The sequence below is a fragment of the Lysobacter sp. GQ73 genome, from assembly GCF_059758755.1.
In genome coordinates this window covers 454,458-476,403 of record NZ_JCAXEE010000004.1, presented here as the reverse complement: position 1 = coordinate 476,403, position 21,946 = coordinate 454,458, and the positions used below count along the sequence as shown (strand labels likewise).

The window sequence follows — 21,946 nt, the reverse complement described above, 5'->3', positions numbered from 1 at the left end:
CATGACCGCCGCCCCGACCGCCCACGCGCCGCCGTCGCTGGAAACCGACCCGGAGATGATGAAGATCGTCTCCGATGCGTTGACGGTCGTTTCCAACCCCACCGATCTGTTGATCACCGTAACGCTGGTGCTCGGCAGCGTGCTGGCCTCGGCGCTGATCACGCGCCGGGTCCGGCCGCGGCTCAAGCACCGCTTCGTCTGGCTGACCCTGCTCGACTACCTCGCCACGCCGCTGCTGACCCTGGCGTTGCTGTCGCTGTTCGGCCTGATCGATCTGTTCGACAACCCGCTGATCGAACTCGGCGCGACCCTGATCGCGCTGTTCTGCGTCCTGCGGGTGTTCGGCGCGACCGTCGAACTGCTGTTCCGGCCGACCGCGACCCTGCGCTTCATGCTGCGCGTGGTCACGGTGCTGTTGTGGATCTATCTGGTGCTGCAGATCTTCGGCACCCGCAACCCGCTGATCGGCGAGTTCTTCGCCGCGCAGTGGAGCGTCCTCGGCTTCAGCCTGACCACCCGCCACATCCTCGACGGCCTCACCGCCGGCGTGGTGATCGTGATCGTCGCGCTGTGGGGCGACAAGGCCATCGGCAATCTGCTGCGGCGCAACCGCACTCTGCAGCCGAACTTCGTCCTCGCCCTGTCGCGCATTTTCAGCGTGTTGATGTGGATCGCCGCGCTGGCGCTGATCTTCTCGATCAGCGGCATCAACTTGACCGCGCTGGCGGCGTTCAGCGGCGCGCTCGGCATCGGCCTGGGGCTCGGCCTGCAGCGGCTCGCGGCGAGCTACATCAGCGGCCTGATCGTGTTGTTCGAGCAGTCGGTGCGGGTCGGCGACAATATCGCCACCAACAACATCGTCAGCCGGGTCACCCGCATGACCGTGCGCTACACCATGATCCGCACCCGCGACGGCGTCGAGGCGATCGTGCCCAACGACAGCCTGACCAGCAACGTCATCGTCAACCAGTCCTGGTCCGACCGCAATCTGCGCCTGGTCTGCGGCGTACTGGTCAAGGGCGACACCGACACTCAGGCCGCACGCGCGCTGTTCCTGGAAGCGATGAACGCCCAGGACCGCGTGCTGCAGCAACCGCCGCCGCACATGTACGTCACCGGCGTCAACGACAAGGGCATCCAACTGGACGGCCACTTCTGGATCAACGACCCCGAGAACGGCCAGCACAACGTCGCCTCCGACATCTACGACGCGGTGCTCCAGTCGTTCCGCAAGAACGGTATCGCCCTGGTGGCGCAGTAAACCTGCGCAGCATCGGCCGGGAGGTGGCCGCGCTGCAGGGCCATGCTTGCGGCGGCGATGCACCGCGGCCTTCGATCGCGCACCGCACTCTCCGGCGCGTCGATGACGCGCGCGTTGCAGATGCTCCGGCAGGAGTAGGATGCGGGCATGAACGACGGTTCCCACCCGCGCTTCTTCTGGCAGTTCCCGATGCGGCCGATCCGCGAGAAGGGCTTGGCCGAAGCCCTGCCCGACGACGGCCGCCTGCGCATCCTGTTCCTGTGGGGCAAGGACTGCCCGAACTGCGACGTCGCCAAGGGCCAGATCCTGCTCACGCCGGAGCGCTTCGTCTGGCCCGATGTCGAATGGCTGCACGCCAACGTCTACGAAGACCCGGCCATGGGCACGCATTTCGGCCTGCACGGCATTCCGGCGTTCTTCGTGTTCCGCGGCGCCAAGAAACTCGGCCGGATCGGCCAGTGGCCCGGCACCGACGCCTTCGTCGCCGCGATCGAGAAGCTGCGCGAGCCGCCGGCCGCTCCGCAACCGCTCTGAGGGCAGGAGCGACGCGAGTCGCGACTACCGCAGCGACGTACGCGAGCGCGGGGACCGAAGACGGGATGTCCGAGCGCGACCCGGGAGGACTGCCGCTTCGGCAGGCACGTGGGATGCGGCCTCTTCGGTGGTTCTCGACTCGCGCCGCTACCATCCCGGAGCGTCGGCGCCCCTGCAACACAGCTTCCCGCCCGGCAGCGAGCGGCGGGCTTGGCGCCCGCGCCGCCGCGGAGCAGACTGGCTCCACCCGCCGCGACCGCACGACGCCGCCATGTTCGATCTCGCCACCCTCGCCGCCTACCTCGCCGCCGCCGCGGTCCTGGTCCTGATTCCCGGGCCCGGAACCGCCTGGATCATCGCCCAGAGCGCCGCCGGCGGGCCCATGCGCGGGGTGCAGGCGGCCTTCGGGCTCGAGACCGCGACCCTGATCCACGCGCTCGCCGCCAGCCTCGGCCTGTCGGCGCTGCTCGCGACCTCGGCGCTGGCGTTCGAGGCCATCAAGTACGCCGGCGCCGCTTATCTGATCTGGCTCGGCATCAAGGCCTGGCGCAGTCCGCCGCCCGCGCCGGCCTCGGCCGACGATGCGCCGCAAGCGGCGAACTCGGGGCACAACATCTACCTGCGCTCGGTGATGACCGGGGTCCTCAACCCGAAGGTCGCCTTGTTCTTCCTCGCCTTCCTGCCGCAATTCGTCCATCCCGAACGCGGCATGGTCTGGCTGCAGTTCCTCGTGCTCGGCGCCTTGCTGTCGTTGATCGGCCTGACCCACAGCGTGATGCTGAGCCTCGCCTTCGGCCATTTCGGCCGCCGCATCGGACGCCGTTTCTCCGGCGGCGGGCGCTGGAAGGAGCGCCTGACCGGCAGCGTGTTCATCGCCCTGGGTCTGCGCCTGGCGGTGCAGCAGCGCAACTGAAGCTCGTCTGCGAACCATCGGACCGCCCGCCACGCCCAACCGCGGATGTACGGCGCCGGCTCTCGAGTCGGCGATGGCCGCGCTTCGGCTTGAAGCCTCGGCCCGGCGCCCACAGGTCGGAGATCCACGACCTCATTCCACGGAGCGCCGCGCATGAAGACACAGGGTTTTCTCGACCAATTGCTGAAGACCGCACAGAGCAGCCTGGGCGGGGCCGGCGGACTCGAAGGCCTGCTCGGCGGCGGCAAACCGCCGGTGCCCTATCAGGACAAGTACGCACAGAACAAATACGCACGGTCTGAACAGCCCGAAGACAAACGCGGCCTGCTCAACGCCGATTTCGGCAAGGGCGCGCTCGCCGGCGGCGCGCTCGGTCTGCTGCTGGGCCATCGCAAGCTGCGCAAGAGCGCCGGCAAGATCGCCCTGTACGGCGGCGTCGCCGCGGTCGGCGTGCTGGCCTACAAGGCCTACGGCGAATACAAGCGGCAGCAGGATGCCGGCGCCGCCGAGCCGCAGACCGTCGACCGCCTGCCGCCGCCGCAGGCCGAGCAACACAGCCAGGCGATCCTGCAGGCGCTGGTCGCCGCGTCGAAGGCCGACGGCCACATCGATGCGCGCGAACGCGAAGCCATCGAGGGCGAGTTCACCCGCATCGACGGCGACCCGGAGCTGCGCCGCTGGCTGCACGACGAACTGGAAAAGCCACTCGACCCGGCCGAAGTGGCGCGCGCCGCGACCACCCCGGAGATCGCCGCGGAGATGTACCTGGCCAGCCTGCTCGCCGCCGATGAGCAAAGCTACATGGAACGCGCCTACCTCGACGAACTGGCGCGCCAGCTCAAGATCGACGATGCGCTCAAGAGCCGGCTCGAACAGCAGTTGCGCGACGCCCGGGCCTGAGGCCGCCCGAACGCTGCGCGGAGCGGAACCCGGTCACAAGCGGACGCGGCGGCGACGCGTCCGCACCGCCGTGGCTGCCGCCGGTCGGCGCGGCGCGCTCATCGGCGACGCCAGCCGTTAGGATCGCAGCGCCGCCCCGACCTGGCGGCGCCACCTTATCGACCGGACCGTCGCCGATGCGTTTGCTGATTCCCGCCCTGTTGGCGCTGACCTTCGTCGGCTGTTCCTGCCAACGCCAGACCGCCCCCGATGCGCCGGCGGCCGATGCGACGACCGCACCGGTCGCCGACGATGCCGCCGCGCGCGCCCGTGCCGACGCCGCCAAACGCGCCGACGCGCTGAGCCAGCAGCGCCTGGATGCGATGAACGAAGCGGTCAACAAGCTGCATCTGTACCTGCAGCAACTCAGCAGCGGCAAACGCGAACAAGCCGACCAGCATTGGGCCTACCAACGCATGCCGCGCGGCAACGAGGAAGCCGACCTGCGTTCGATCAAGCAATTCACCTCGATACGGATCGAGAACGACACGCCGAAACAGCTCGACCAGGAAGCGGTGCCGGAATCGCTGGAAATCCCGGTGGACCTGCGCGTCGACGTCGCCGACGGCGAGCCGCGGCGCTACACCGGCTGGTACCGGATGCGGCGCAGCCCGGTCGACCGCAGTTGGGAACTCACCGCCACTTCGCTCTCGGTCAAGCTGCAGTAAACCGGCGGCTTCGCCGGAGATACCCGCCACCCCGGTCAGCGCCCGTCCAGCGAGCTGAGCCCTCGCTGTGCCCGACTTCCGGCATCTCGCCGCGGTCGAGAAGAGGCTTATACACTGGGCCATCGACGCGCCCTGCAAGAGCGGCGCGCGGTCCATGTCTCCACGGATTCCCGTCATGCGCCCGAACCGTTTCCCCGCCGTCCCGGCCCTTGCCCTCGCACTGTCCCTCCTGCTCGCCGCGTGCGGCGGCAAGGACCAGCCCGCGGACGGTGCCGCGGACGGTGCCGCGGACGGCGACGCCGGCCAGAGCCTGCCGGCACCGGCCGGCGCCGGTCGCGGCGGCGTCACCGGGATGCCCGCGATACCGGGACCCGGCCAAGTCGGCGCTCCGGTCGAGGGCAGCCCCGTCGCCCCGCTGTTCGACGAGAACGGCAATCCGATCCCCGGCAGCGACGCCGGCACGCCGGCGACCGGCATCGACGGCACCTTGCCGCCGCCCGAGGCCGGCAGCGACCTGGGCGTACCGCCGCTCGCCGGCGAACCGACTGCGGAGGACGCCATCGCGCTGGTACGCGACTACTACGCTGCGATCAACGGCGGCAACTATGCGCACGCTCACGCGCTGTGGTCCGACGGCGGCAACGCCAGCGGCCAGAACGCCCAGCAATTCGCCAACGGTTTCGCCGAGACCGCCGGGGTGTCGGTGGAAGTGATGGCGCCGGGCCGGGTCGATGCCGGCGCCGGCCAACGTTATATTGAAGTGCCGGTCGCGATCACCGCGACCCAGCGCGACGGCAGCCAGCGCAAGTACGTCGGCGCCTATACCCTGCGCCGCAGCGTCGTCGACGGCGCCAGCGAGGAACAGCGCGCATGGCGGATCGGCAGCGCCGACATCCGCGAGGTCAAGCAATGAGCCCGCGCGCGACAGCTAGCAAAGTCCTCGTCGCGGTCGTCGCCGCCTTGCTCGGCGCCTGCGAGCGCACGCCGTCCGCCCCGCCTGCCCCCGCCGAACCGGTCGCGCCCGCGCAAACGACAGCGACCGTGGCCGAAAGCCACGGCACCGCTCCGCCGGCCAAACTCGACTACGTCCTGCCGGGCGCGCTGGCGCCGGACTCCGAGCCGGCGCAATTGCGCGCGCTGTTCGGCGCGGATCAGGTCGAGATCTCCGACCACCTGCCGGGCGCGGAAGGCGAAGAATTCCGCGGGGTGATCCTGTATCCCAAGGATCCGGCGTTGCGCGCTTATCTGTACTTCCAGGATTCGCAACAACTGCGCGGCCTGGCCAGCGTGGTCGTGCGCGAGCCCGGCTCGCGCTGGCGCCTCGACAACGGCGTGCGCATGGGCATGCGCCTGGCCGAGTTGGTCCGCCTCAACGGCAAGCCGATCCGTTTCAGCGGCCTGGACTGGGACTACGGCGGCGCCGTCACCGACTGGAACGGCGGCCGGCTTGCCGCGCAGGACGGCGACCCGGTGATCCGGCATGCGCGCCTGGATCGCAACGAACAGGCGTCCACCGCCGAGGATGCCTACCCGTCGGGCGACCGCGAATTCTCCAGCGACGACGAACGCTATCCGCAACAGGGCGAATTGCTTTCGGTCGGCGAGCTGCGGGTGTCGTTCCCGGGCGAGGACGATCTTTGAATCGCGCCGCGAAGGCCCGCGCATGAGCGGCACCGTTCCGCGCATCGTCCTCGACAGCAACGTCTGCCTGGACCTGTTCGCCTTCAAGGACCCGCTGACCGCTTCGCTGCTCGCCGCCTTGCGCGAGCGCCGCATCCAGGCCGTCACCGACACCGCCTGTCGCGAAGAGTGGCAGCGGGTGCTGACCTATCCCAAGCTCGCGCTCACCGATGAGGTGCGCGCCGAGTGCCTGCGCGACTACGACGAACTGCTGCGCCTGCACGAGTACGACAGTGCCCTGCCGATGCGCGCCCTGCCCCGCTGCGCCGATCCCGACGACCAGAAATTCCTCGAACTGGCCCTGGCCGCCGACGCGCGTTGGCTGCTCAGCCGCGATCACGCGCTGCTGGTGCTCGGCCGCCGCACCGCACGCGAGGGCTTGTTCGAGGTGCTGACGCCGCGCGCCTGGGCCGCCCTGCAGACCTTGCGCGAGACGGCATCCGGGGGCTGAAACAGCGCCGCCGACCGTACGCCGGGGCCATGCGATACTCGCCCCATGCAAGGCGTCCCCGCCCAGTTCGTCCACGCCCGCGATGCCGCCGAATTCCGGCAGCCGCCGCATCGCGCCGGCGTCGAGCTGTACCGCGCGCACATCGTCCGCCATGCCTTCGAACCGCATACCCACGAGGCCTTCGGCCTGGGCGCGATCGAATCGGGCGTCGAGCGCTTCCGTTACCGCGGCAGCGAGCACCTCGCACCGCCGGACTCTCTGGTGCTGATGAATCCCGACGTGCTGCACACCGGTCGCGCCGAAACCGAAGGCGGCTGGCGCTATCGCATGATCTATGTCGAACCCGAGGTAGTCGAGGCGGTGACCGGCGAAGCCGGCTGGTGGTTCGACGACGCCGTGCGCCACGACCCCGTACGCGCCCGCCGCATTACCGTGCGGCTCGACGCCTTGTGGAGCGCGGGCGAACCGCTGGCCTTCGACAGCCAGCTGTTCGCCCTGCTGATGGAGTTCCGCGATCACGCTCGCATACCGCGTCGCCTGCGCGGCGAAGCGGCCTCGCGCTTCGGCCCGGTCGTCGACTACTTGCGCGCGCATCTGGCCGAACGCGTCACCCTGGAGGAATTGGCCGCGGTCGCTGGCCTGAGCCCTTTCCATTTCCTGCGCCGCTTCCGCGCCCAGTATCACGTCACCCCGCAGCAGATGCTGATGGCGCTGCGCCTGTACCAGGCCAAGCGCCTGCTCGCCGATGGCGCCCCGCTTGCGTCCATCGCCGCCGACACCGGCCTGACCGACCAGGCCCACCTCACCCGCGCGTTCTCGCGCCGCTACGGCATCACCCCGGCCCGCTACCAGAAGCAAGTCCGTCGCTGAGCGCGAGCGCGGCATAGCAATCTGGTACAAGACCGCGTCGCCGGCCTCGCCCAAGCTGGGCGCATGTGGCTAGGCACTCTCTACGCGCTCGCGGCCGGCCTGATCTGGGGTCTGGTCTTCGTCGGCCCGCTGCTGCTGCCGGAGTACCCGGCGGCCTTGCAGTCGGTCGGGCGCTACCTCGCTTTCGGCCTGATCGCCCTGCCGCTGGCCTGGTTCGACCGCGGCGCCTTGCGCCAGCTGAGCCGCGCCGACTGGATCGAAGCGCTGAAACTGTCGGCGATCGGCAACCTGCTGTATTACCTGTGTCTGGCCAGCGCCATCCAGCGCGCCGGCGGGCCGTTGCCGACCATGATCATCGGCACCCTGCCGGTAGTGATCGCGGTCTGCGCGAACCTGCGCAACGCACGCCGCGACGGCCGCCTGCCGTGGCTGCGCCTGCTGCCTTCGCTGGCTCTGATCGCCACCGGCATAGCCTGTGTCAACCAAGTCGAACTGCAGGCCCTGCGCGCCGACCCCGACGCCGACCTGCGCCGCTACGCCATCGGCGCGGTGCTCGCGGTCGGCGCGGTCGCGTGCTGGACCTGGTATCCCTTGCGCAACGCCGACTGGCTGCGCGACCACCCCGGCCGCCGCCCGCGCACCTGGGCCACCGCGCAGGGCGTGGCGACTCTGCCGCTGGCCTTGCTCGGCTACATCGCGTTGTGGGCGTTCATGAGCGCGGCCGGCCGCGAGTTCCCGATGCCGTTCGGCCCGCGCCCGGGCTTCTTCATCGGCCTGATGGTGGCGATCGGCCTGTTCGCCTCCTGGGTCGGCACCCTGTGCTGGAACGAAGCCAGCCAGCGCCTGCCGACCGCCTTGGCCGGCCAGTTGATCGTCTTCGAAACCGTGGCCGCCCTCGGCTACGCCTACCTCTTGCGAGGCCGCCTGCCGGAACCCTCGACTCTGATCGGCATCGCCTTGTTGATTGCGGGGGTGATCTGGGCGCTGCGGGTAAAGCCGGTGCCGGTGATGGGGAGCGGTTCGGTGCATTGAGGGATGGCTATCGCTGTGCAGCAGGCGGCGCGCGTCCGCCAGTTGCGCGGTCGCGGCTTGCGCCGCTCCTACCCTGGGGCTACTGCATCGGCGTGCAGCTGCGAACCTGCCGCCTGTAGGAGCGACGTGAGTCGCGACAAGGGACGCGCAGCGACGACAAAGCCGTCGCCTTTCAACGAAGGGGCGTGCCTTCGCCAGGGTAGGAGCGGCGCAAGCCGCGACATCGCTGTGGCGGTCTCGCGGCGTCTCGATCCAAAAAATTCAAATCAAGATCAAAAGCTTCCGCCACTAAAGCGGCGGGTTACTTTCTTTTGTCTAAAGCAACAAAAGAAAGGTAACCAAAGAAAAATGCTTCTCTTTGAATCACAAGCCCGCACGAGCGGTGCCGACGCGGGGATTTTTCATACGGGACATCCCTGTCCCGATGAAAAACGGCCCGCATCCTGCGGACCGCCCTTGGGTCTTCTTTAGCCTTCGCTAGTACGAGGCTACGCACAGCAACAGCAACAGCAACAGCAACACGGTCACGTATGCGAGTTCCTGCCCGGCGACGGCCGGCTCGCTGCATGTCGGCCTGGAGTGGCGGCCTAACTGGCGCAATGAACCTGCCGGGTTTACTTTGATCTCGGACAACAACGCAGCCAGACGAACGCCATGGAACAGAAGATCCCTTACCGCAATATTTCTCCGCACGGCTGGTGGATCGCGACCTACATCGAGCGGGCGGCATGGGACGAGGAGCTCTATCCTGCAGACAACAAACGTTGCCTGGCATGGGAAAACACGGTCCTGATCCAGGCATCCGATCGGGAAACGGCCTACGACAAAGTCGTCGCTCTGGGTCTCGCCGGGACCACCGAGTTCAGCGATCCCAATACCGGGAAGACCGGACGCTGGGTATTCGAGGGGCTCCTGAGTCTGCTGCCGGTCTATGAAGAACTGGCCGACGGCGCCGAACTTCTTTGGACCGAACATCGCGGCCGGACCGTCGGCAAGGTCCGCTCGTGGATCAGGCAGAAACATGAGCTCGAAGCCTTCGACGAGCGCCCTTCAACCGATCCGGACGCCAAGTGCTAGTAACCTTCTTCCCGTTCAGATCTCGAAACGGTACGACAGCTTGACCAGCAACTGCTCGCTGTCGCGCAGGTCGAAGGCGTCGCGGAATTCGCGGCCGACGCCACGGTCCAGCCGGCCTTCCTCGTACATCTCGCCGCCGCGCACATAGGCCACGTAGAGATAGGACAGCGGCGCCAGTTCGTAGCGGTAACGGATCTGGAAGCCCAGGTTGCGCACGCGGAAATCCGGGATCGCTTCGTCCACGGCGAGCGGGCGGCCGCCGGCGTCGACGCGGTAGGCCTGCTTCAGGCGCGCGTCCAGGCCGATGGTTTCCAGGCGCACGCGCAGTTCCTGCTTGTCGTCGATGAACCACTGCAGGCCCGCATCGAGCACCAGGCTGTCGGCCCTGAAGGCGCCCAGGCGGTTGTCGCCGCGCCACAGCAGCCAGTCGGGCGCGTGGCTGTACTCGACGCCGGCGAACAGGATCAGGCGGTCGTTGAACTGGTAGTTCGGCTCCAGATACAGCATGGTCTCGCCTTCGTCGATGCCGCCGAGGCCATCGGCGCTGTAGCCGGCCTCGATCGTCAGCGACCACGGGCTGCCGTCCTGGCGCGGCAGCAGGCGTTCGTAGTTGAGGAACAGGCGCGAGGGCACCCGCAGCACGCCGTTGCCGCGGGTGATCAGGTCGTCGTGGCCCGAGGTCCACAGCGCGGCCTCGGCGAACTCGTTGCCGCCGTTGCGCAGTTCGCTACGCCGGGTGATCGCGAAAGCGTCGGCGATGTGCAGCCCGTCGTCGCTGTAACGGCGCGAAGCGGCGTAATGCCAGTCGTGCGAGGCATAGGCCGAGTCGGCCGGCAGGTCGGTGACCCGTCGGCCCAGGTCGTAACGCAGATAGTTGAAGTTGTTGCGTTCCAGATAACCGAAGTCGTTGAGCTGCAGGTTTTTGCCCAGGTGCAGGCCGTACAGCTGCTGGCGCCAGCCGCCGCCCATGTCGTAGTCGATGCGGATCTGCGCGCCGCTGTCGCGCTGCGTCCGGCCGCCCTGCTCCACATCCGAGGCCACCACCGCGCCGCGCACCGCCCATTGCGGGTTCGGCGTCCAGCGCTGGTCGAACTCGTAAACGTCGGCCTGCCGGTCCAGGAACGGACGGTCCACTCGGGTGACCATCGCGCCGAGACCGAAGCCTGCGAAGTCGCGGGTGGCGCGCACGGCGTAGAAGTCGCGGCCGACCTCGTCGCCTTCGTTGGCGGCGAACAGTCCGTAGTTATAGCCGCCGGCGCTGCCGTTGAGCTTGATCGCGGCGGTGACGTCGCCCGAGCCGAGGCCGTCGTCGGTCTTGCCGCCGACGCGGCGGGTATAAATCAGCCGGCTGTTGCTGCTGTAGGAACCGAACGGCACCTCGAAGAAGCCCTGGTTCTCGGTGAAGAACGGGCGCTTGTCGCTGAAGAAGGTTTCGGTGGCGCTGAAGTTGACGGTCAGCTCGTCGCTTTCGACCTGGCCGAAATCCGGGTTGACGGTCGCGCTGAGCTGGAACTTGCCGCTCGGCTTCCAGAACAGGTCGGCGCCGGCATCGAAATCGCCGTCGCGGCCGACCGCGTCGCCGACTCCGACCACGTAGGGCGTGATCGCCAACAGCGACTGACTGTAAGCGGGCACCTCGATGCGGTTGAACGCCGACAGGAAGCGCGCCTCGGTGAAGTGCACCGCCGGCCATGAGGTGCGCTCGCCGGTCGAGGCGATGACCCGGTCGAGTTCGATGCCGAGGGTGCGGGTGCCGTCGGTCGCATCGCGCATCGGCGCGATGTGCCAGGGGATCAGCATCTCGGCCGACCAGCCGCCCTCGTCTTCGCTGGTGGCATGGCGCCAGTCGCCGTCCCAGTCGTCGTTGAACTGGTTCTCGCTGGTGATGGTGGTGTCGACGATGCTGTTGGCCAGGGTCACGGTGAAGTTGTAGCCGGCACGGCCATCGCCGTCGAAATCGACATACAGATTGACCCGGTCGACGGTGGCGTTGCCGTCGCGCTGGGTGTGCTGGCGCAGGCGCGGCACGCCGGCCGGCTGGTGATTGCGGAAGGCCACGGCGAGCCCTTCGGGAGTCGCCAGCAACCAGGCCTCGGTCGGCTGCGAGGCGGCGGCGCGCGACAGAGGCTGGGTCAGGCGGAACTCGTCGATGCGCTGGGCGCCGCGCCATTCCTCCGGGTCGATGCGGCCGTCGATCTCCAGGCCGAAGGCGCAGGGCGAGGCGACCGCGGCGGAAGCCGCGAGCAGGGAGTTGAACAGATTCGTGCGCATACAGCGGCCCCGGTGATGCGGATGGTCCGCATCGCGAACGCCTGCCCTGGCCTTCGTCGATGGCGGATCGCGGCGAACGGCGTCGCGATGCCGCGCAGACTAGCGGTGCGGCGGCTTTTCACCGCATGGCGTAAGTCATGGCAACCCTTGGCCGCCCGCGCGCATCCTTGAGTTCGTGGCCGGCCCGGCAGGGCTGAATGCGCCTGCGCCAGCGTTTGAGTTGCGCATGCGCTCCGTTGCGCCGCCGCTCAGGGCGCGGTGGCGTCGTGGGTGACGAAGGCCGATTCGCCGCTCGGCAACTGCATCCAGTCCGGATGAGCCAGGGCCCGGGCGATGTCGGACTGGCCGGACAGCCAGTGTTCGCGCATGGCGACGCGGCCGAACTGGTAATCCTTGAAATGGCCGATGCGGGCGCGGTCGCGGTAGATCAGATGGATCACGCTGTAGCGGCGGTCGCAGGCCAGCTCGGCGGCGTGCTGGGCCCAGGGGTTGGTCGCGCGCACGTCTTCGGGGATTTCCTCGAGCAGCTCGCGCAGCAGGCGCCGGTAATGCTGGAACACGCGCTGGGTGTCGGTGATCAGGCGGGTGCGGCTGGAGTACTGGATTTCCTTCTGCCGCTCGGCGACGTCGAGCAAGGTCTGCGGCAGGTCGCCGCGCGCGTTCCACAGATCGACCTGGAATACCAGGGTGTCGCGGCGCGGCGACGAGGTCAGCACGTGCGACAGCGGAGTGTTCGAGACCAGGCCGCCGTCCCAGTAGAACTCACCGTCGATCTCGATCGCCGGGAACGCCGGCGGCAAGGCGCCCGAGGCCAGGATATGGCGGGCGTCCAGGCGTATCCGGGTGTTGTCGAAATACTCCAGGTTGCCGGTGCGCACGTTGACCGCACCGACCGAGACCCGGATGCCGCCGTCGTTGAGGCGGTCGAAGTCGACCATGCGTTCGAGCGTGGCGATCATCGGCGAGGTGTCGTACAGGCTGGCCGCCGCCGGCCCAGGCACCGCGAACGGATCCTGGCCGAGCCAGGCGCGCGGGCGGTAGAAGCCGTTCTGGCCCTCGACGATCGCGCGCCAGGCTTCCCAGGTGTCGAGCCAGGCGCGGGTATCGGCGTCCAGATCGGTGAAGCGGGCTTCCTGGCCGAAGGTGGTCGCCGGGAACAGGGTCGGCTGCGAAATCGTGGCCCAGAATTCGCGCAACGCCTCCATGCGCCGTTCCGGCGGATTGCCGGCGATGATCGCGGTGTTGAAGGCGCCGATCGAAATGCCGGCGATCCAGTTCGGCGCGATCCCGGACTCGTACAGGCCCTGGTAGACGCCGGCCTGATAGGCGCCTAGCGCGCCGCCGCCCTGCAGGACCAGGGCGATGTTCTCCGGCAGCACCGGCGCCTGCGCGCGGATGCGTTCGCCGGCGGCCTTGGCCGCGCGCGAGGCGGCCTGCCTGGACGCCGCCCGCTGGTCCGCCGCCGGCTCGGGCGGTTGCTGGGGCGGCTCCTTGCGGGGCGGCGCCTTCGCCGGCGGATCTCGCTTGGCCGGCGTGGCCGGCTTGGGGTCGCGCTTGGCCGGCGTGCCGCGTCCGGGTTCGCGCTGCGGCGGTTCGGCGGCGCGCACCGAGCGGGAGGACACGGAGCGGCCGGTGGAGCGCTTGCTGGGCATTGCGGTTGCCTCTTCGGAAACGTGGCTGCGGCGCGTCGCCATGATGCGTCGCCTGCGCCGTTATCGCCGTGAAGGCGGGTTCGGCCTAACGGCGAGGGCAACGGCAAATCTCCCCTTCCCCTTCGCAGGGAGGGAGAACCAGCTCGCCCATGCCGCCTTTCGCGGATACCTTTACTGCATGTACCAGCCATGGCTGACGACGAAACTCTGACCGGTCAGGGCCGCGCTCGGGAATTCGGCGAGGAAGCGCACGGTCTGGGCGACGTCCTCGACCGTGGTGAACACGCCGTCGACGGTGTTGCCGAGCATGACGTTCCTGATCACCTCGTCCTCGCTGATGCCCAGTTCCTTGGCCTGCTCGGGAATCTGCTTGTCGACCAGCGGGGTACGCACGAAGCCCGGGCAGACCACGTGGCTGCGCACGCCATGCTTGGCGCCCTCCTTCGCCAGCACCCGCGACAGGCCCAGCAGACCGTGCTTGGCGGTGACGTAGGCCGACTTCAACGGCGAGGCCTCGTGCGAATGCACCGAACCCATGTAGATCACCGTGCCGCCCCGGCTCTGGCCCGAACCGTTGTCCTTGTACATGTGCGGCAGCGCCGCCTTGGTGGTCAGGAACGCTCCGTCGAGGTGGATCGCGAGCATCTTCTTCCAGTCGGTGAAGGCGTAGTTCTCGATCGGGTTGACGATCTGGATGCCGGCGTTGGACACCAGGATGTCGAGGCCGCCGAGTTCGGCGACCACGCGCTCGATCCCGGCGTTGACCGCGGCCTCGTCGGTGACGTCCATGGCCACGCCGATCGCGCGCCCGCCGTTGCCGGCGATCTCGTCGGCGACCGCCTGGGCCCCGGCCTGGTTGAGGTCGGCGATCGCGATCGCGGCGCCGGCGCGGGCCAGCTCGTGGGCGATTTCCTTGCCGATGCCGCTGGCGGCTCCGGTGACGACGGCGACCTTGCCTTGGATCGAACTCATGGCGACTCCTGGATGCAGTGCGAGGGGGAGGATGCGTCGGGCCGCCGTGCGGCGCGAGGCGCGAACCGGCGGCCATTGTCGCCGCCGCAGGTTATCGCGGCGTGGCGGCCGGCGCACCGCAGTGTCCCGCGGCGGGGATCGAGCGGCTATCGGACCTTCGTACCCGGTCTGGAGGGATGAAGAGTTTGCGGGATCGGGCGGAATGCCGACCTCGGTACGGAGTGTTGATCGGTGGCGGTGTGGTGTGTTCGTACACCGCGGGAACCCCAATGACGGCACGAGGCCGCCAGATGGCGGTCGCGGCTTGCGCCGCTCCTACCCAAGAGCGGTCGTGAAACCGGCACCGTGCCGTTGCCCTTGCCGTTGCCGTAAGGACTTTCGCGGTTGCTTTGCCGATCAACGGCAGACCCGGAGGGCGGCCCGCAGGGATGCGGGCCGTGCGCAGCCAGGCCATGGATGGCCTGTGCGGAGCATCCCTGCGTCGGCATCGCACCCGCGGGCTCTTGATTCGAAACAGAAGGCACTTTTCTTTGGTTACTTTCTTTTGTTGCTTCAGACAAAAGAAAGTAACCCGCCGCTTTAGTGGCGGAAGCTTTGGGTTTGATCTTGATCCTGATCTTTCTTGAGCCATGCGCCGCGAGACCGCCACAGCGATGTCGCGGCTTGCGCCGCTGCTACCCAAGAGCGGTCGTGAAACCGCCACGGTGCCGTTGCCGTAAGGACTTTCGCAGTTGCTTGCCGATCGACGGCAGACCCGGAGGGCGGCCCGCAGGGATGCGGGCCGTGCGCAGCCAGGCCATGGATGGCCTGTGCGGAGCATCCCTGCGTCGGCTTCGCACCTGCGGACTCTTGATTCGAAACAGAAGGCACTTTTCTTTGGTTACTTTCTTTTGTTGCTTCAGACAAAAGAAAGTGACCCGCCGCTTTAGTGGCGGAAGCTTTGGGTTTGATCTTGATCCTGATCTTTCTTGAGCCATGCGCCGCGAGACCGCCACAGCGATGTCGCGGCTTGCGCCGCTCCTACCCAAGAGCGGTCGTGAAACCGCCAAGGTGTCGTTGCCGTTGCCGTTGCCGTTGCCGTTGCCGCGAAGATTCTGCTGTCGCTGTGCGCAGCCTCGGCCTAGCGAAGGCAATAGACGACCCGTAGGGCGGCGCGCAAGGATGCGCGCCGTTTTTCATCGGGACAGGGAGGTCCCGTATGAAAAATCTCCGCGTCGGCATCGGTCGTGCGGGCCTGTGATTCAAGAAAAAAGCACTTTTCTTTGGTTACCTTTCTTTTGTTGCTTTAGACAAAAGAAAGTAACCCGTCGCTTTAGTGGCGGAAGCTTTGGGTTTGATCTTGATCTGATCTTTCTTGAGCCATGCGCCGCGAGACCGCCACAGCGATGTCGCGGCTTGCGCCGCTCCTACCCTGATGGGCTGCAGGCGGTAACGGCGCGAGATTGACAAGTCGCGGTCGCGACTCACGTCGCTCCTACAGAGATAGGCTCGCAACTACAGGACGGGTTCGCAACGACATACCTGGCCCAGGGCGCGCGCCCCGTCCCTCAGTCTTTCTTCTTGCCCTTCTTCTTGCCCTTCTTCTTGTCTTTCTTCTTTTTCTTGTCTTTCTTCTTGTCCTTGTCCTTCTTCGCCTTCTTTTCCTTCTTCGGCTGCAACATCGTCCCGGTGCAGTTGGCCGAACCGCAGCGGCACTCCCAGATCTTCTTCAGTTCCTTGGTGTGCTTTTCGGCCAGGGTGATGCCGTAGTTGTAGGACAGTTCCTCGCCCGCGGCGATGTCGCGGACCGCCTCGATGAAGACGCGGTCGCGGCGGCGGTCGTCGCCGTCGTCCTCTTCCAGCACCGCTTCGCAGTTCGGCGAACAGCTGTGATTGATCCAGCGCGCGGTGTTGCCTTCGTGATTGGCGTCGATCACGTACTCGTCGTTGAGCGTGAACAGGAAGGTGTGGCCGGACTCGGCGTCGCCGGTCTCGCCCGCGTCGACTTCGGCATGGGTACGGCGAGCGCCCTTGTACTCGACGACCCGCTCGCCCTTGGCGATCGGGGCAATAGCGAACACACCATTACCGTGAATGGCGGAACGACGGGCGGCGATCTTGCGCGGCATAGCGAATCCCAAAATGACGAACCGGCATTCTGACCTGCTTGCATCGCCTTCGCTATCCGGGCCGGCCACAGGGCTCACGGAACGCAGCGCGGCAGGCGCTCGCCCCCGGCCCGCATCCTCGCCGCTGCCGCACGCCGCGCAGGCGGAGCTCGATGGCTGCGCTTGCGAGCCAGCGCTTCGCGCGGCGTTCGACGGCAGGCAATCACTAGGCCCATGCCGGCCGTGGCCGGCATTTCAGCGACATAAACCCCCGGGCGGCGGCGCCCCTAAGAGGACGGTCACCCAAAAGCACGCGCCCAGGCACCCCGCCGGCCGGGCCGGACCCCGCCCGCGAACGCCTGAATCGCGCAAAACCCCCGGCTTGGCCGCGCCCGGAGAAAAACGTACAATTTCGGTACGAATTCCCCCCGAGCCGCGCCGCCGATGCTTCGCGTCACCAAACTCACCGACTACGCCACGGTCGTCCTGACCGTCCTGGCGGCCCAGTCCGACCGCGTCCTGAGCGCGTCGGAGCTGGCCGAACGGGCGGGTCTGGAGGCGCCGACGGTCAGCAAGCTGCTCAAGCCGCTGGCCCAGGCAGGCCTGGTCGAGGGGTTCCGCGGCGCCAACGGCGGCTATCGCCTGGCCCGCCCCGCCGACGAAATCGGCCTGATCGAGATCGTCGAGGCAATGGAAGGCCCGCTCGGCATGACCGAGTGCAGCGTCCACGAAGGCAATTGCGGCCTCGAACACCAGTGCGGCGTACGCGCCAACTGGCGCCGCATCAACGACGTGGTCGTCGAGGCCCTGAGCAGCGTCACCCTCGCCCAGATGCTAGCCCCTACCCCTTCCTTTTCACCCGAACCTGCCGGCCGGCGCATCGATCTGCGCCTGGCCGGCGCTTAGACAGTAGGCAGCCGCCATGGCCACCGACATCATCAAGACGCCCGTTTCCTCGGGCGACACCGGCAATCGTCCGCTTCAGAACGAGGCGATCCACGAGCAGCTCGGGCGTCGCTACGAGGCCGGGTTCATCACCGACATCGAATCCGACAGCCTGCCTCCGGGCCTCGACGAGGACACCATCCGTGCCCTCTCGGCCAAGAAGGATGAGCCCGAGTGGATGACCCAATGGCGGCTGGAGGCCTACCGCCACTGGCTGACCATGCCGATGCCGCATTGGGCCAAGCTCAACATCGCCGCGATCGACTTTCAGGCGTTGAGCTACTACAGCGCGCCGAAGGCCAAGTACAAGTCGCTCGACGAGGTGCCCGAGGAACTCATCGCCACCTACGACAAGCTGGGCGTGCCGCTGCACGAGCGCGCGCGGCTGGCCGGCGTGGCGGTCGATGCGGTGTTCGACTCGGTCTCGGTCGGCACCACCTTCCGCAAGGAACTCGCCGAAAAAGGCGTGATCTTCTGTTCGATGTCGGAAGCGATCCGCGAATATCCCGAACTGGTGCAGAAATATCTCGGCAGCGTCGTGCCGACCGGCGACAATTTCTTCGCCGCGCTGAACTCGGCGGTGTTCTCCGACGGCAGTTTCGTGTTCATCCCCAAAGGCGTGCGTTGCCCGATGGAGCTGAGCACCTATTTCCGCATCAACGCCGGCCACACCGGCCAGTTCGAACGCACCCTGATCGTGTGCGAGGACAAGGCCTACGTTTCCTACCTGGAAGGCTGCACCGCGCCGATGCGCGACGAGAACCAGCTGCACGCCGCAGTGGTGGAGCTGGTCGCGCTGGAAGACGCCGAGATCAAGTACTCGACGGTGCAGAACTGGTACCCCGGCGATGAGAACGGCGTCGGCGGCATCTACAACTTCGTGACCAAGCGCGGCGAATGCCGCGGCGCGCGCAGCAAGATCAGCTGGACCCAGGTCGAGACCGGTTCGGCGATCACCTGGAAATACCCCAGCTGCGTGCTGCTCGGCGACGATTCCAGCGGCGAGTTCTACTCGGTCGCGCTGACCCATCATCGCCAGCAGGCCGACACCGGCACCAAGATGATCCACATCGGCAAGCGCACCAAGTCGAAGATCGTCAGCAAGGGCATCAGCGCCGGCCGCGGCCAGAACACCTACCGCGGCCTGGTCAAGATCGAGAAGAACGCCGCCGGCGCGCGCAACCACACCCAGTGCGACAGCCTGTTGATCGGTAAGAAATGCGGCGCGCACACCTTCCCCTACATCGAGGTCAAGCACCCCGATGCGACCGTCGAACACGAGGCCACCACCTCGAAGATCAGCGACGACCAGCTGTTCTACTGCCGCTCGCGCGGCATCGGCGAGGAAGACGCGGTGTCGATGATCGTCGACGGCTTCTGCAAGTCGGTGTTCCGCGAGCTGCCGATGGAGTTCGCGGTCGAAGCCAAGAAGCTGCTCGAAGTCAGCCTGGAAGGTTCGGTCGGATGACGCCCGCGCGCTTGCTCCCGGCGCTGCTGGCCGCCGCGCTCGCCGCCTGCTCGGCCGCACCGGCTCCGCAACCGGCGGCGTCCGCGGCGGCGCCGGCTTCGTCGGGGTCTGCCGTGCCTGCTCCGGCACCCGGCACCGCGGCGACGCCGGCCGAAGCCCCGCTGGCGCCGCCGGGCACGATCAAGCACGCGCTCGCCGACGGCGAGTACCTGCTGCCGTTCACGATCGCGCCGGAGTTGGCCGAGACCCGCGATCCGCGCGTGCTGCAGTGGAGCGAACATCCCTGCGGCGCGACCCCGTATGCGCGGGTGCGCGCGCTGCCGCTCGACGACAAGCTGCTGATCGCCGACGACGTGATCGAAATCGACGACGCCGGCCGGGAACTGCGCCGTTGGCGCAAGCCGTTCGAGGCCGAGGTGGTCGCCATCGACGGCGAGCGCCTGCGCCTGCGCAGCCTCGACGGCAACGGCGTCGAGCAACTGCTGTGGACCGACCCCGCCGGCGCCCTGGCGCCCGCGCAGGTCGCCGCCGAAGCCGAACCGCGCCTGTTCGACTGCCCGACCTTGAAGGCCTTCGCCGGCTCCGACTTCGTGCAATGCCTGGAGTACGCCGACGCCGGCGGCGCCAAGCGCAAGCTCGCCTACGAAGGCGTCTGTACCTGAGCGCGGGCCCTTCGCCGCCCGCCTTCCCGATACCGGCGCCGCCGCGCCACTCAAGTTTTCTGGACACCGCCATGTTGAAGATCGAAAACCTCCACGTCCGCGTCGCCGGCAAGGACATCCTCAAGGGCCTCACCCTGGACCTGCAGCCGGGCCAGGTGCACGCGATCATGGGCCCGAACGGCGCCGGCAAGTCGACCCTCGGCAATGTCCTGGCCGGCCGCGAAGGCTATGAAGTCAGCGAGGGCACGGTCGAATTCGAGGGCCGCAACCTGCTCGAACTGGAGCCGGAAGAACGCGCCGCCGCCGGCGTGTTCCTGGCGTTCCAGTACCCGGTCGAGATCGCCGGCGTCAACAACACCTACTTCCTGCGCGCCGCGCTCAACGCCCAGCGCAAGGCGCGCGGCGAGGCCGAGCTCGACTCGATGCAGTTCCTCAAGCTGGTGCGCGAGAAGCTCGCCGTGCTGCACCTGAAGGACGAGCTGCTGCACCGCGGCGTCAACGAAGGCTTCAGCGGCGGCGAGAAGAAGCGCAACGAGATCTTCCAGCTCGCCCTGCTCGAACCCAAGTTGGCGATCCTCGACGAGACCGACTCGGGCCTCGACATCGACGCGCTCAAGGCGGTCGCCGACGGCGTCAACGCGCTGCGTTCGCCCGACCGCGCTTTCCTGGTCATCACCCACTATCAGCGCCTGCTCGACTACATCAAGCCCGACGTCGTGCACGTGCTCGCCGAAGGCCGCATCGTCGAGAGCGGCGGCCCGGAGCTGGCCCTGGAACTGGAAGCGCACGGCTACGAATGGCTCAAGGACCGCGTCGCACCGGAGAACGCCGCGTGACCCAGCCCCGCCGCGCCGCCATCGACTTGCATACGCAGTCCCGGGCCCGGATGGGCGTCCGCTGCGCCGCGCCTGCGCGAGGACACTGACATGAGCCTGCTACTCGAAGGATTCGCCGCCTCGTTCGACCAGTTGCCGGCGCGCGAAGCCGCCGGACTGGGCCCGACCCGCCGCGCCGCGCTGGACGCGGTGCTGCGCGACGGCCTGCCCGGCCCGCGCACCGAGGCCTGGAAGTACACCCCGCTGCGCGCGCTCGACCGGCGCGCGTTCGCCGCCGCCGACCTCGTTCCCGGCAGCTTCGATGCCTCGGCCATCGCCGGCATCCCGGCTCCGCGCATCGTCTTCCATAACGGCCGTTACGCCGCCGCGCACAGCGATCTCAGCGGCCTGCCGCAGGGCGTGTCGCTGCAGCCCCTGTCGCAGGTGCTGGCGATCGACGACGCCCGCGAGGCCAACTTCCTCGCCCGCCGCTTCGAGCGCAGCGACGAGGTCTTCGCCCGCCTCAACGCCGCCCTGGCCGACGAGGGCGCGGTGCTGCGCGTCGACGCCGGCGTGCGGGTCGAAGGCGCGATCCATTTCGTGTTCGTCGGCAGCCCGGTCGCCGGCGACCGCGCCTGGCACCTGCGTCATCTGGTCGAGTTGCGCGAAGGCGCCTCGCTGACTCTGGTCGAGCACCAGCTCGCCGCCGACAGCCATACCCACCTGTCGAACAGCCTGACCCACGTGCATCTGGCGCCGAACGCCTCGCTGTCGCATGCGCGCGTGCAGGACGAAGCCACCGGCGCGACCGTGCTCGCGCGTACCGACGCCGTGCTCGCCCGCGCCGCGCGCTACCGCCGCATCGATCTCGAACTCGGCGCGGCGCTGTCGCGCCACGAGCTCAATGCCGCGCTGCATGGCGAAGCCGCGCAGGTGCACGCCAACGGTGTGTTGCTCGCGACCGGTCGCCGTCATCTGGATACGCGTCTGGGCATCGACCACGTCGGCCGCGACAGCCAGTGCGAGCTGACCTGGCGCGGGCTCGGCGCCGGCCGCTCGCGCACCGCCTTCCACGGCGGCATCCTGATCCGCGAGGGCGCCGACGGCAGCAATGCCGCACTGTCGAACAAAAACCTGCTGCTCAACGAAGGCGCCGAGATCGACACCCAGCCGGTGCTCGAGATCCATGCCGACGAAGTCCAGGCCGCGCACGGCGCCACCGTCGGCCAGCTCGACAGCCAGGCGATGTTCTACCTGCGCTCGCGCGGCTTGCCGGCCGAACAGGCGCGGGCGCTGCTGACCGCCGCGTTCTGCCGCGAGACCTTGTCGGTGATCGAGGACGAAGACGTGCGCGCGATCCTGGAAGTGCGCGTGAACCTCGCCCTGGAGCGCTTGCAGATCGTTTAAGGCGAGTAACGAGCGCGTAGCAACGAGGAACGAGTTCCAACGCGGCCTCACCCGTTTATCGTTCCTCTTTACTCGTTGCTGGCTCTGCCGTTTGAAGCTAGGAGTTGGGTGAGGAACGAGTTAAGTGGAACGAGTAACGAGTTCCCGCGTGCTCTTACTCGTTTCTCGTTCCCGTCTATTCGTTCCTATCCACTCGTTCCTGTCTACTCGTCCCGATCTACTCGCTTCTCTCTACTCGTCGC

General features: G+C 67.8%; 19 protein-coding genes and 1 pseudogene. 16 read left to right on the top strand and 4 right to left on the bottom strand.

All coding sequences use genetic code 11. The features are described 5' to 3' along the window. Window position 1 precedes the first annotated feature (1 nt). From AC6CH2_RS14640 to AC6CH2_RS14590, 11 genes are all read left to right on the top strand, one after another. Window positions 2-1,261, top strand: coding sequence for a mechanosensitive ion channel family protein (locus tag AC6CH2_RS14640; protein WP_498269850.1), 1,260 nt, complete (start codon window positions 2-4; stop codon window positions 1,259-1,261). A 147-nt stretch (window positions 1,262-1,408) separates the two neighbouring features. Continuing rightward, complete coding sequence (locus AC6CH2_RS14635) at window positions 1,409-1,795, top strand: thioredoxin family protein (RefSeq protein WP_498269849.1); 387 nt, start codon at window positions 1,409-1,411, stop codon at window positions 1,793-1,795. Window positions 1,796-2,066: 271 nt separating this feature from the next. Then, window positions 2,067-2,708 carry a LysE family translocator gene (locus tag AC6CH2_RS14630; protein ID WP_498269848.1) on the top strand — a complete coding sequence of 214 codons (642 nt, stop codon included), beginning with the start codon at window positions 2,067-2,069 and terminating at the stop codon, window positions 2,706-2,708. Window positions 2,709-2,861: 153 nt separating this feature from the next. Then, complete coding sequence (locus AC6CH2_RS14625; RefSeq protein ID WP_498269847.1) at window positions 2,862-3,608, top strand: tellurite resistance TerB family protein; 747 nt, start codon at window positions 2,862-2,864, stop codon at window positions 3,606-3,608. 176 nt (window positions 3,609-3,784) lie between these two features. Further along, entirely contained in the window at window positions 3,785-4,315 is a 531-nt protein-coding gene (locus AC6CH2_RS14620) for a hypothetical protein (protein WP_498269846.1), read from the top strand. A 175-nt stretch (window positions 4,316-4,490) separates the two neighbouring features. After that, the gene (locus tag AC6CH2_RS14615; RefSeq protein WP_498269845.1) at window positions 4,491-5,228 is read left to right on the top strand and encodes a hypothetical protein; all 738 of its coding nucleotides are present in this window, start codon (window positions 4,491-4,493) and stop codon (window positions 5,226-5,228) included. A gap of 128 nt (window positions 5,229-5,356) precedes the next feature. Beyond that, complete coding sequence (locus tag AC6CH2_RS14610; protein WP_498269844.1) at window positions 5,357-5,956, top strand: hypothetical protein; 600 nt, start codon at window positions 5,357-5,359, stop codon at window positions 5,954-5,956. A gap of 22 nt (window positions 5,957-5,978) precedes the next feature. Next, on the top strand, window positions 5,979-6,446 hold the full coding sequence (locus tag AC6CH2_RS14605; RefSeq protein WP_498269843.1) for a putative toxin-antitoxin system toxin component, PIN family: 468 nt from the start codon (window positions 5,979-5,981) through the stop codon (window positions 6,444-6,446). Window positions 6,447-6,491: 45 nt separating this feature from the next. Next, entirely contained in the window at window positions 6,492-7,316 is an 825-nt protein-coding gene (locus tag AC6CH2_RS14600; RefSeq protein WP_498269842.1) for an AraC family transcriptional regulator, read from the top strand. Between the two features lie 63 nt (window positions 7,317-7,379). Further along, window positions 7,380-8,348, top strand: coding sequence for a DMT family transporter (locus AC6CH2_RS14595; protein ID WP_498269841.1), 969 nt, complete (start codon window positions 7,380-7,382; stop codon window positions 8,346-8,348). Between the two features lie 654 nt (window positions 8,349-9,002). Next, window positions 9,003-9,425: a DUF4288 domain-containing protein gene (locus tag AC6CH2_RS14590; protein ID WP_498269840.1), complete on the top strand. Its 423-nt coding sequence runs from the start codon at window positions 9,003-9,005 to the stop codon at window positions 9,423-9,425. 15 nt (window positions 9,426-9,440) lie between these two features. Here the strand turns inward: AC6CH2_RS14590 and AC6CH2_RS14585 are convergent, their stop codons facing one another. The 4 genes and pseudogenes from AC6CH2_RS14585 to AC6CH2_RS14570 form a co-directional block, all read right to left on the bottom strand. Then, window positions 9,441-11,696 carry a DUF5916 domain-containing protein gene (locus tag AC6CH2_RS14585; protein WP_498269839.1) on the bottom strand — a complete coding sequence of 752 codons (2,256 nt, stop codon included), beginning with the start codon at window positions 11,694-11,696 and terminating at the stop codon, window positions 9,441-9,443. Window positions 11,697-11,944: 248 nt separating this feature from the next. Continuing rightward, window positions 11,945-13,318: a DUF3734 domain-containing protein gene (locus AC6CH2_RS14580; protein ID WP_498269838.1), complete on the bottom strand. Its 1,374-nt coding sequence runs from the start codon at window positions 13,316-13,318 to the stop codon at window positions 11,945-11,947. Window positions 13,319-13,519: 201 nt separating this feature from the next. Continuing rightward, window positions 13,520-14,320, bottom strand: coding sequence for a 3-hydroxybutyrate dehydrogenase (locus AC6CH2_RS14575; RefSeq protein WP_498269837.1), 801 nt, complete (start codon window positions 14,318-14,320; stop codon window positions 13,520-13,522). 1,643 nt (window positions 14,321-15,963) lie between these two features. After that, a pseudogene (locus tag AC6CH2_RS14570) lies at window positions 15,964-16,428 on the bottom strand (SET domain-containing protein); the annotation flags it as partial. A gap of 423 nt (window positions 16,429-16,851) precedes the next feature. Here AC6CH2_RS14570 and AC6CH2_RS14565 point away from each other — a divergent pair. The 5 genes from AC6CH2_RS14565 (at window position 16,852) to sufD (ending at window position 21,704) form a co-directional block, all read left to right on the top strand. After that, on the top strand, window positions 16,852-17,313 hold the full coding sequence (locus tag AC6CH2_RS14565) for an SUF system Fe-S cluster assembly regulator (protein WP_435396287.1): 462 nt from the start codon (window positions 16,852-16,854) through the stop codon (window positions 17,311-17,313). Between the two features lie 16 nt (window positions 17,314-17,329). After that, window positions 17,330-18,820 (top strand): Fe-S cluster assembly protein SufB, encoded by a 1,491-nt coding sequence (sufB, locus tag AC6CH2_RS14560; RefSeq protein ID WP_498269836.1) that lies wholly within the window; start codon window positions 17,330-17,332, stop codon window positions 18,818-18,820. Beyond that, entirely contained in the window at window positions 18,817-19,482 is a 666-nt protein-coding gene (locus AC6CH2_RS14555) for a hypothetical protein (protein WP_498269835.1), read from the top strand. Before sufB ends, AC6CH2_RS14555 begins: the two co-directional genes overlap by 4 nt. A gap of 71 nt (window positions 19,483-19,553) precedes the next feature. Next, window positions 19,554-20,318, top strand: coding sequence for a Fe-S cluster assembly ATPase SufC (gene sufC / locus AC6CH2_RS14550; RefSeq protein ID WP_435396456.1), 765 nt, complete (start codon window positions 19,554-19,556; stop codon window positions 20,316-20,318). Between the two features lie 90 nt (window positions 20,319-20,408). Beyond that, complete coding sequence (gene sufD, locus AC6CH2_RS14545) at window positions 20,409-21,704, top strand: Fe-S cluster assembly protein SufD (RefSeq protein ID WP_498269834.1); 1,296 nt, start codon at window positions 20,409-20,411, stop codon at window positions 21,702-21,704. Window positions 21,705-21,946: the final 242 nt, after the last annotated feature.

Bases quoted from the DNA above. Each gene is read 5' to 3' on its own strand.
- AC6CH2_RS14640 (WP_498269850.1), top strand. From the start codon at position 2: ATGACCGCCGCCCCGACCGCCCACGCGCCGCCGTCGCTGGAAACCGAC.
- AC6CH2_RS14635 (WP_498269849.1), top strand. From the start codon at position 1,409: ATGAACGACGGTTCCCACCCGCGCTTCTTCTGGCAGTTCCCGATGCGG.
- AC6CH2_RS14630 (WP_498269848.1), top strand. From the start codon at position 2,067: ATGTTCGATCTCGCCACCCTCGCCGCCTACCTCGCCGCCGCCGCGGTC.
- AC6CH2_RS14625 (WP_498269847.1), top strand. From the start codon at position 2,862: ATGAAGACACAGGGTTTTCTCGACCAATTGCTGAAGACCGCACAGAGC.
- AC6CH2_RS14620 (WP_498269846.1), top strand. From the start codon at position 3,785: ATGCGTTTGCTGATTCCCGCCCTGTTGGCGCTGACCTTCGTCGGCTGT.
- AC6CH2_RS14615 (WP_498269845.1), top strand. From the start codon at position 4,491: ATGCGCCCGAACCGTTTCCCCGCCGTCCCGGCCCTTGCCCTCGCACTG.
- AC6CH2_RS14605 (WP_498269843.1), top strand. From the start codon at position 5,979: ATGAGCGGCACCGTTCCGCGCATCGTCCTCGACAGCAACGTCTGCCTG.
- AC6CH2_RS14600 (WP_498269842.1), top strand. From the start codon at position 6,492: ATGCAAGGCGTCCCCGCCCAGTTCGTCCACGCCCGCGATGCCGCCGAA.
- AC6CH2_RS14595 (WP_498269841.1), top strand. From the start codon at position 7,380: ATGTGGCTAGGCACTCTCTACGCGCTCGCGGCCGGCCTGATCTGGGGT.
- AC6CH2_RS14590 (WP_498269840.1), top strand. From the start codon at position 9,003: ATGGAACAGAAGATCCCTTACCGCAATATTTCTCCGCACGGCTGGTGG.
- AC6CH2_RS14585 (WP_498269839.1), bottom strand. From the start codon at position 11,696: ATGCGCACGAATCTGTTCAACTCCCTGCTCGCGGCTTCCGCCGCGGTC.
- AC6CH2_RS14575 (WP_498269837.1), bottom strand. From the start codon at position 14,320: ATGAGTTCGATCCAAGGCAAGGTCGCCGTCGTCACCGGAGCCGCCAGC.
- AC6CH2_RS14565 (WP_435396287.1), top strand. From the start codon at position 16,852: ATGCTTCGCGTCACCAAACTCACCGACTACGCCACGGTCGTCCTGACC.
- sufB (WP_498269836.1), top strand. From the start codon at position 17,330: ATGGCCACCGACATCATCAAGACGCCCGTTTCCTCGGGCGACACCGGC.
- AC6CH2_RS14555 (WP_498269835.1), top strand. From the start codon at position 18,817: ATGACGCCCGCGCGCTTGCTCCCGGCGCTGCTGGCCGCCGCGCTCGCC.
- sufC (WP_435396456.1), top strand. From the start codon at position 19,554: ATGTTGAAGATCGAAAACCTCCACGTCCGCGTCGCCGGCAAGGACATC.
- sufD (WP_498269834.1), top strand. From the start codon at position 20,409: ATGAGCCTGCTACTCGAAGGATTCGCCGCCTCGTTCGACCAGTTGCCG.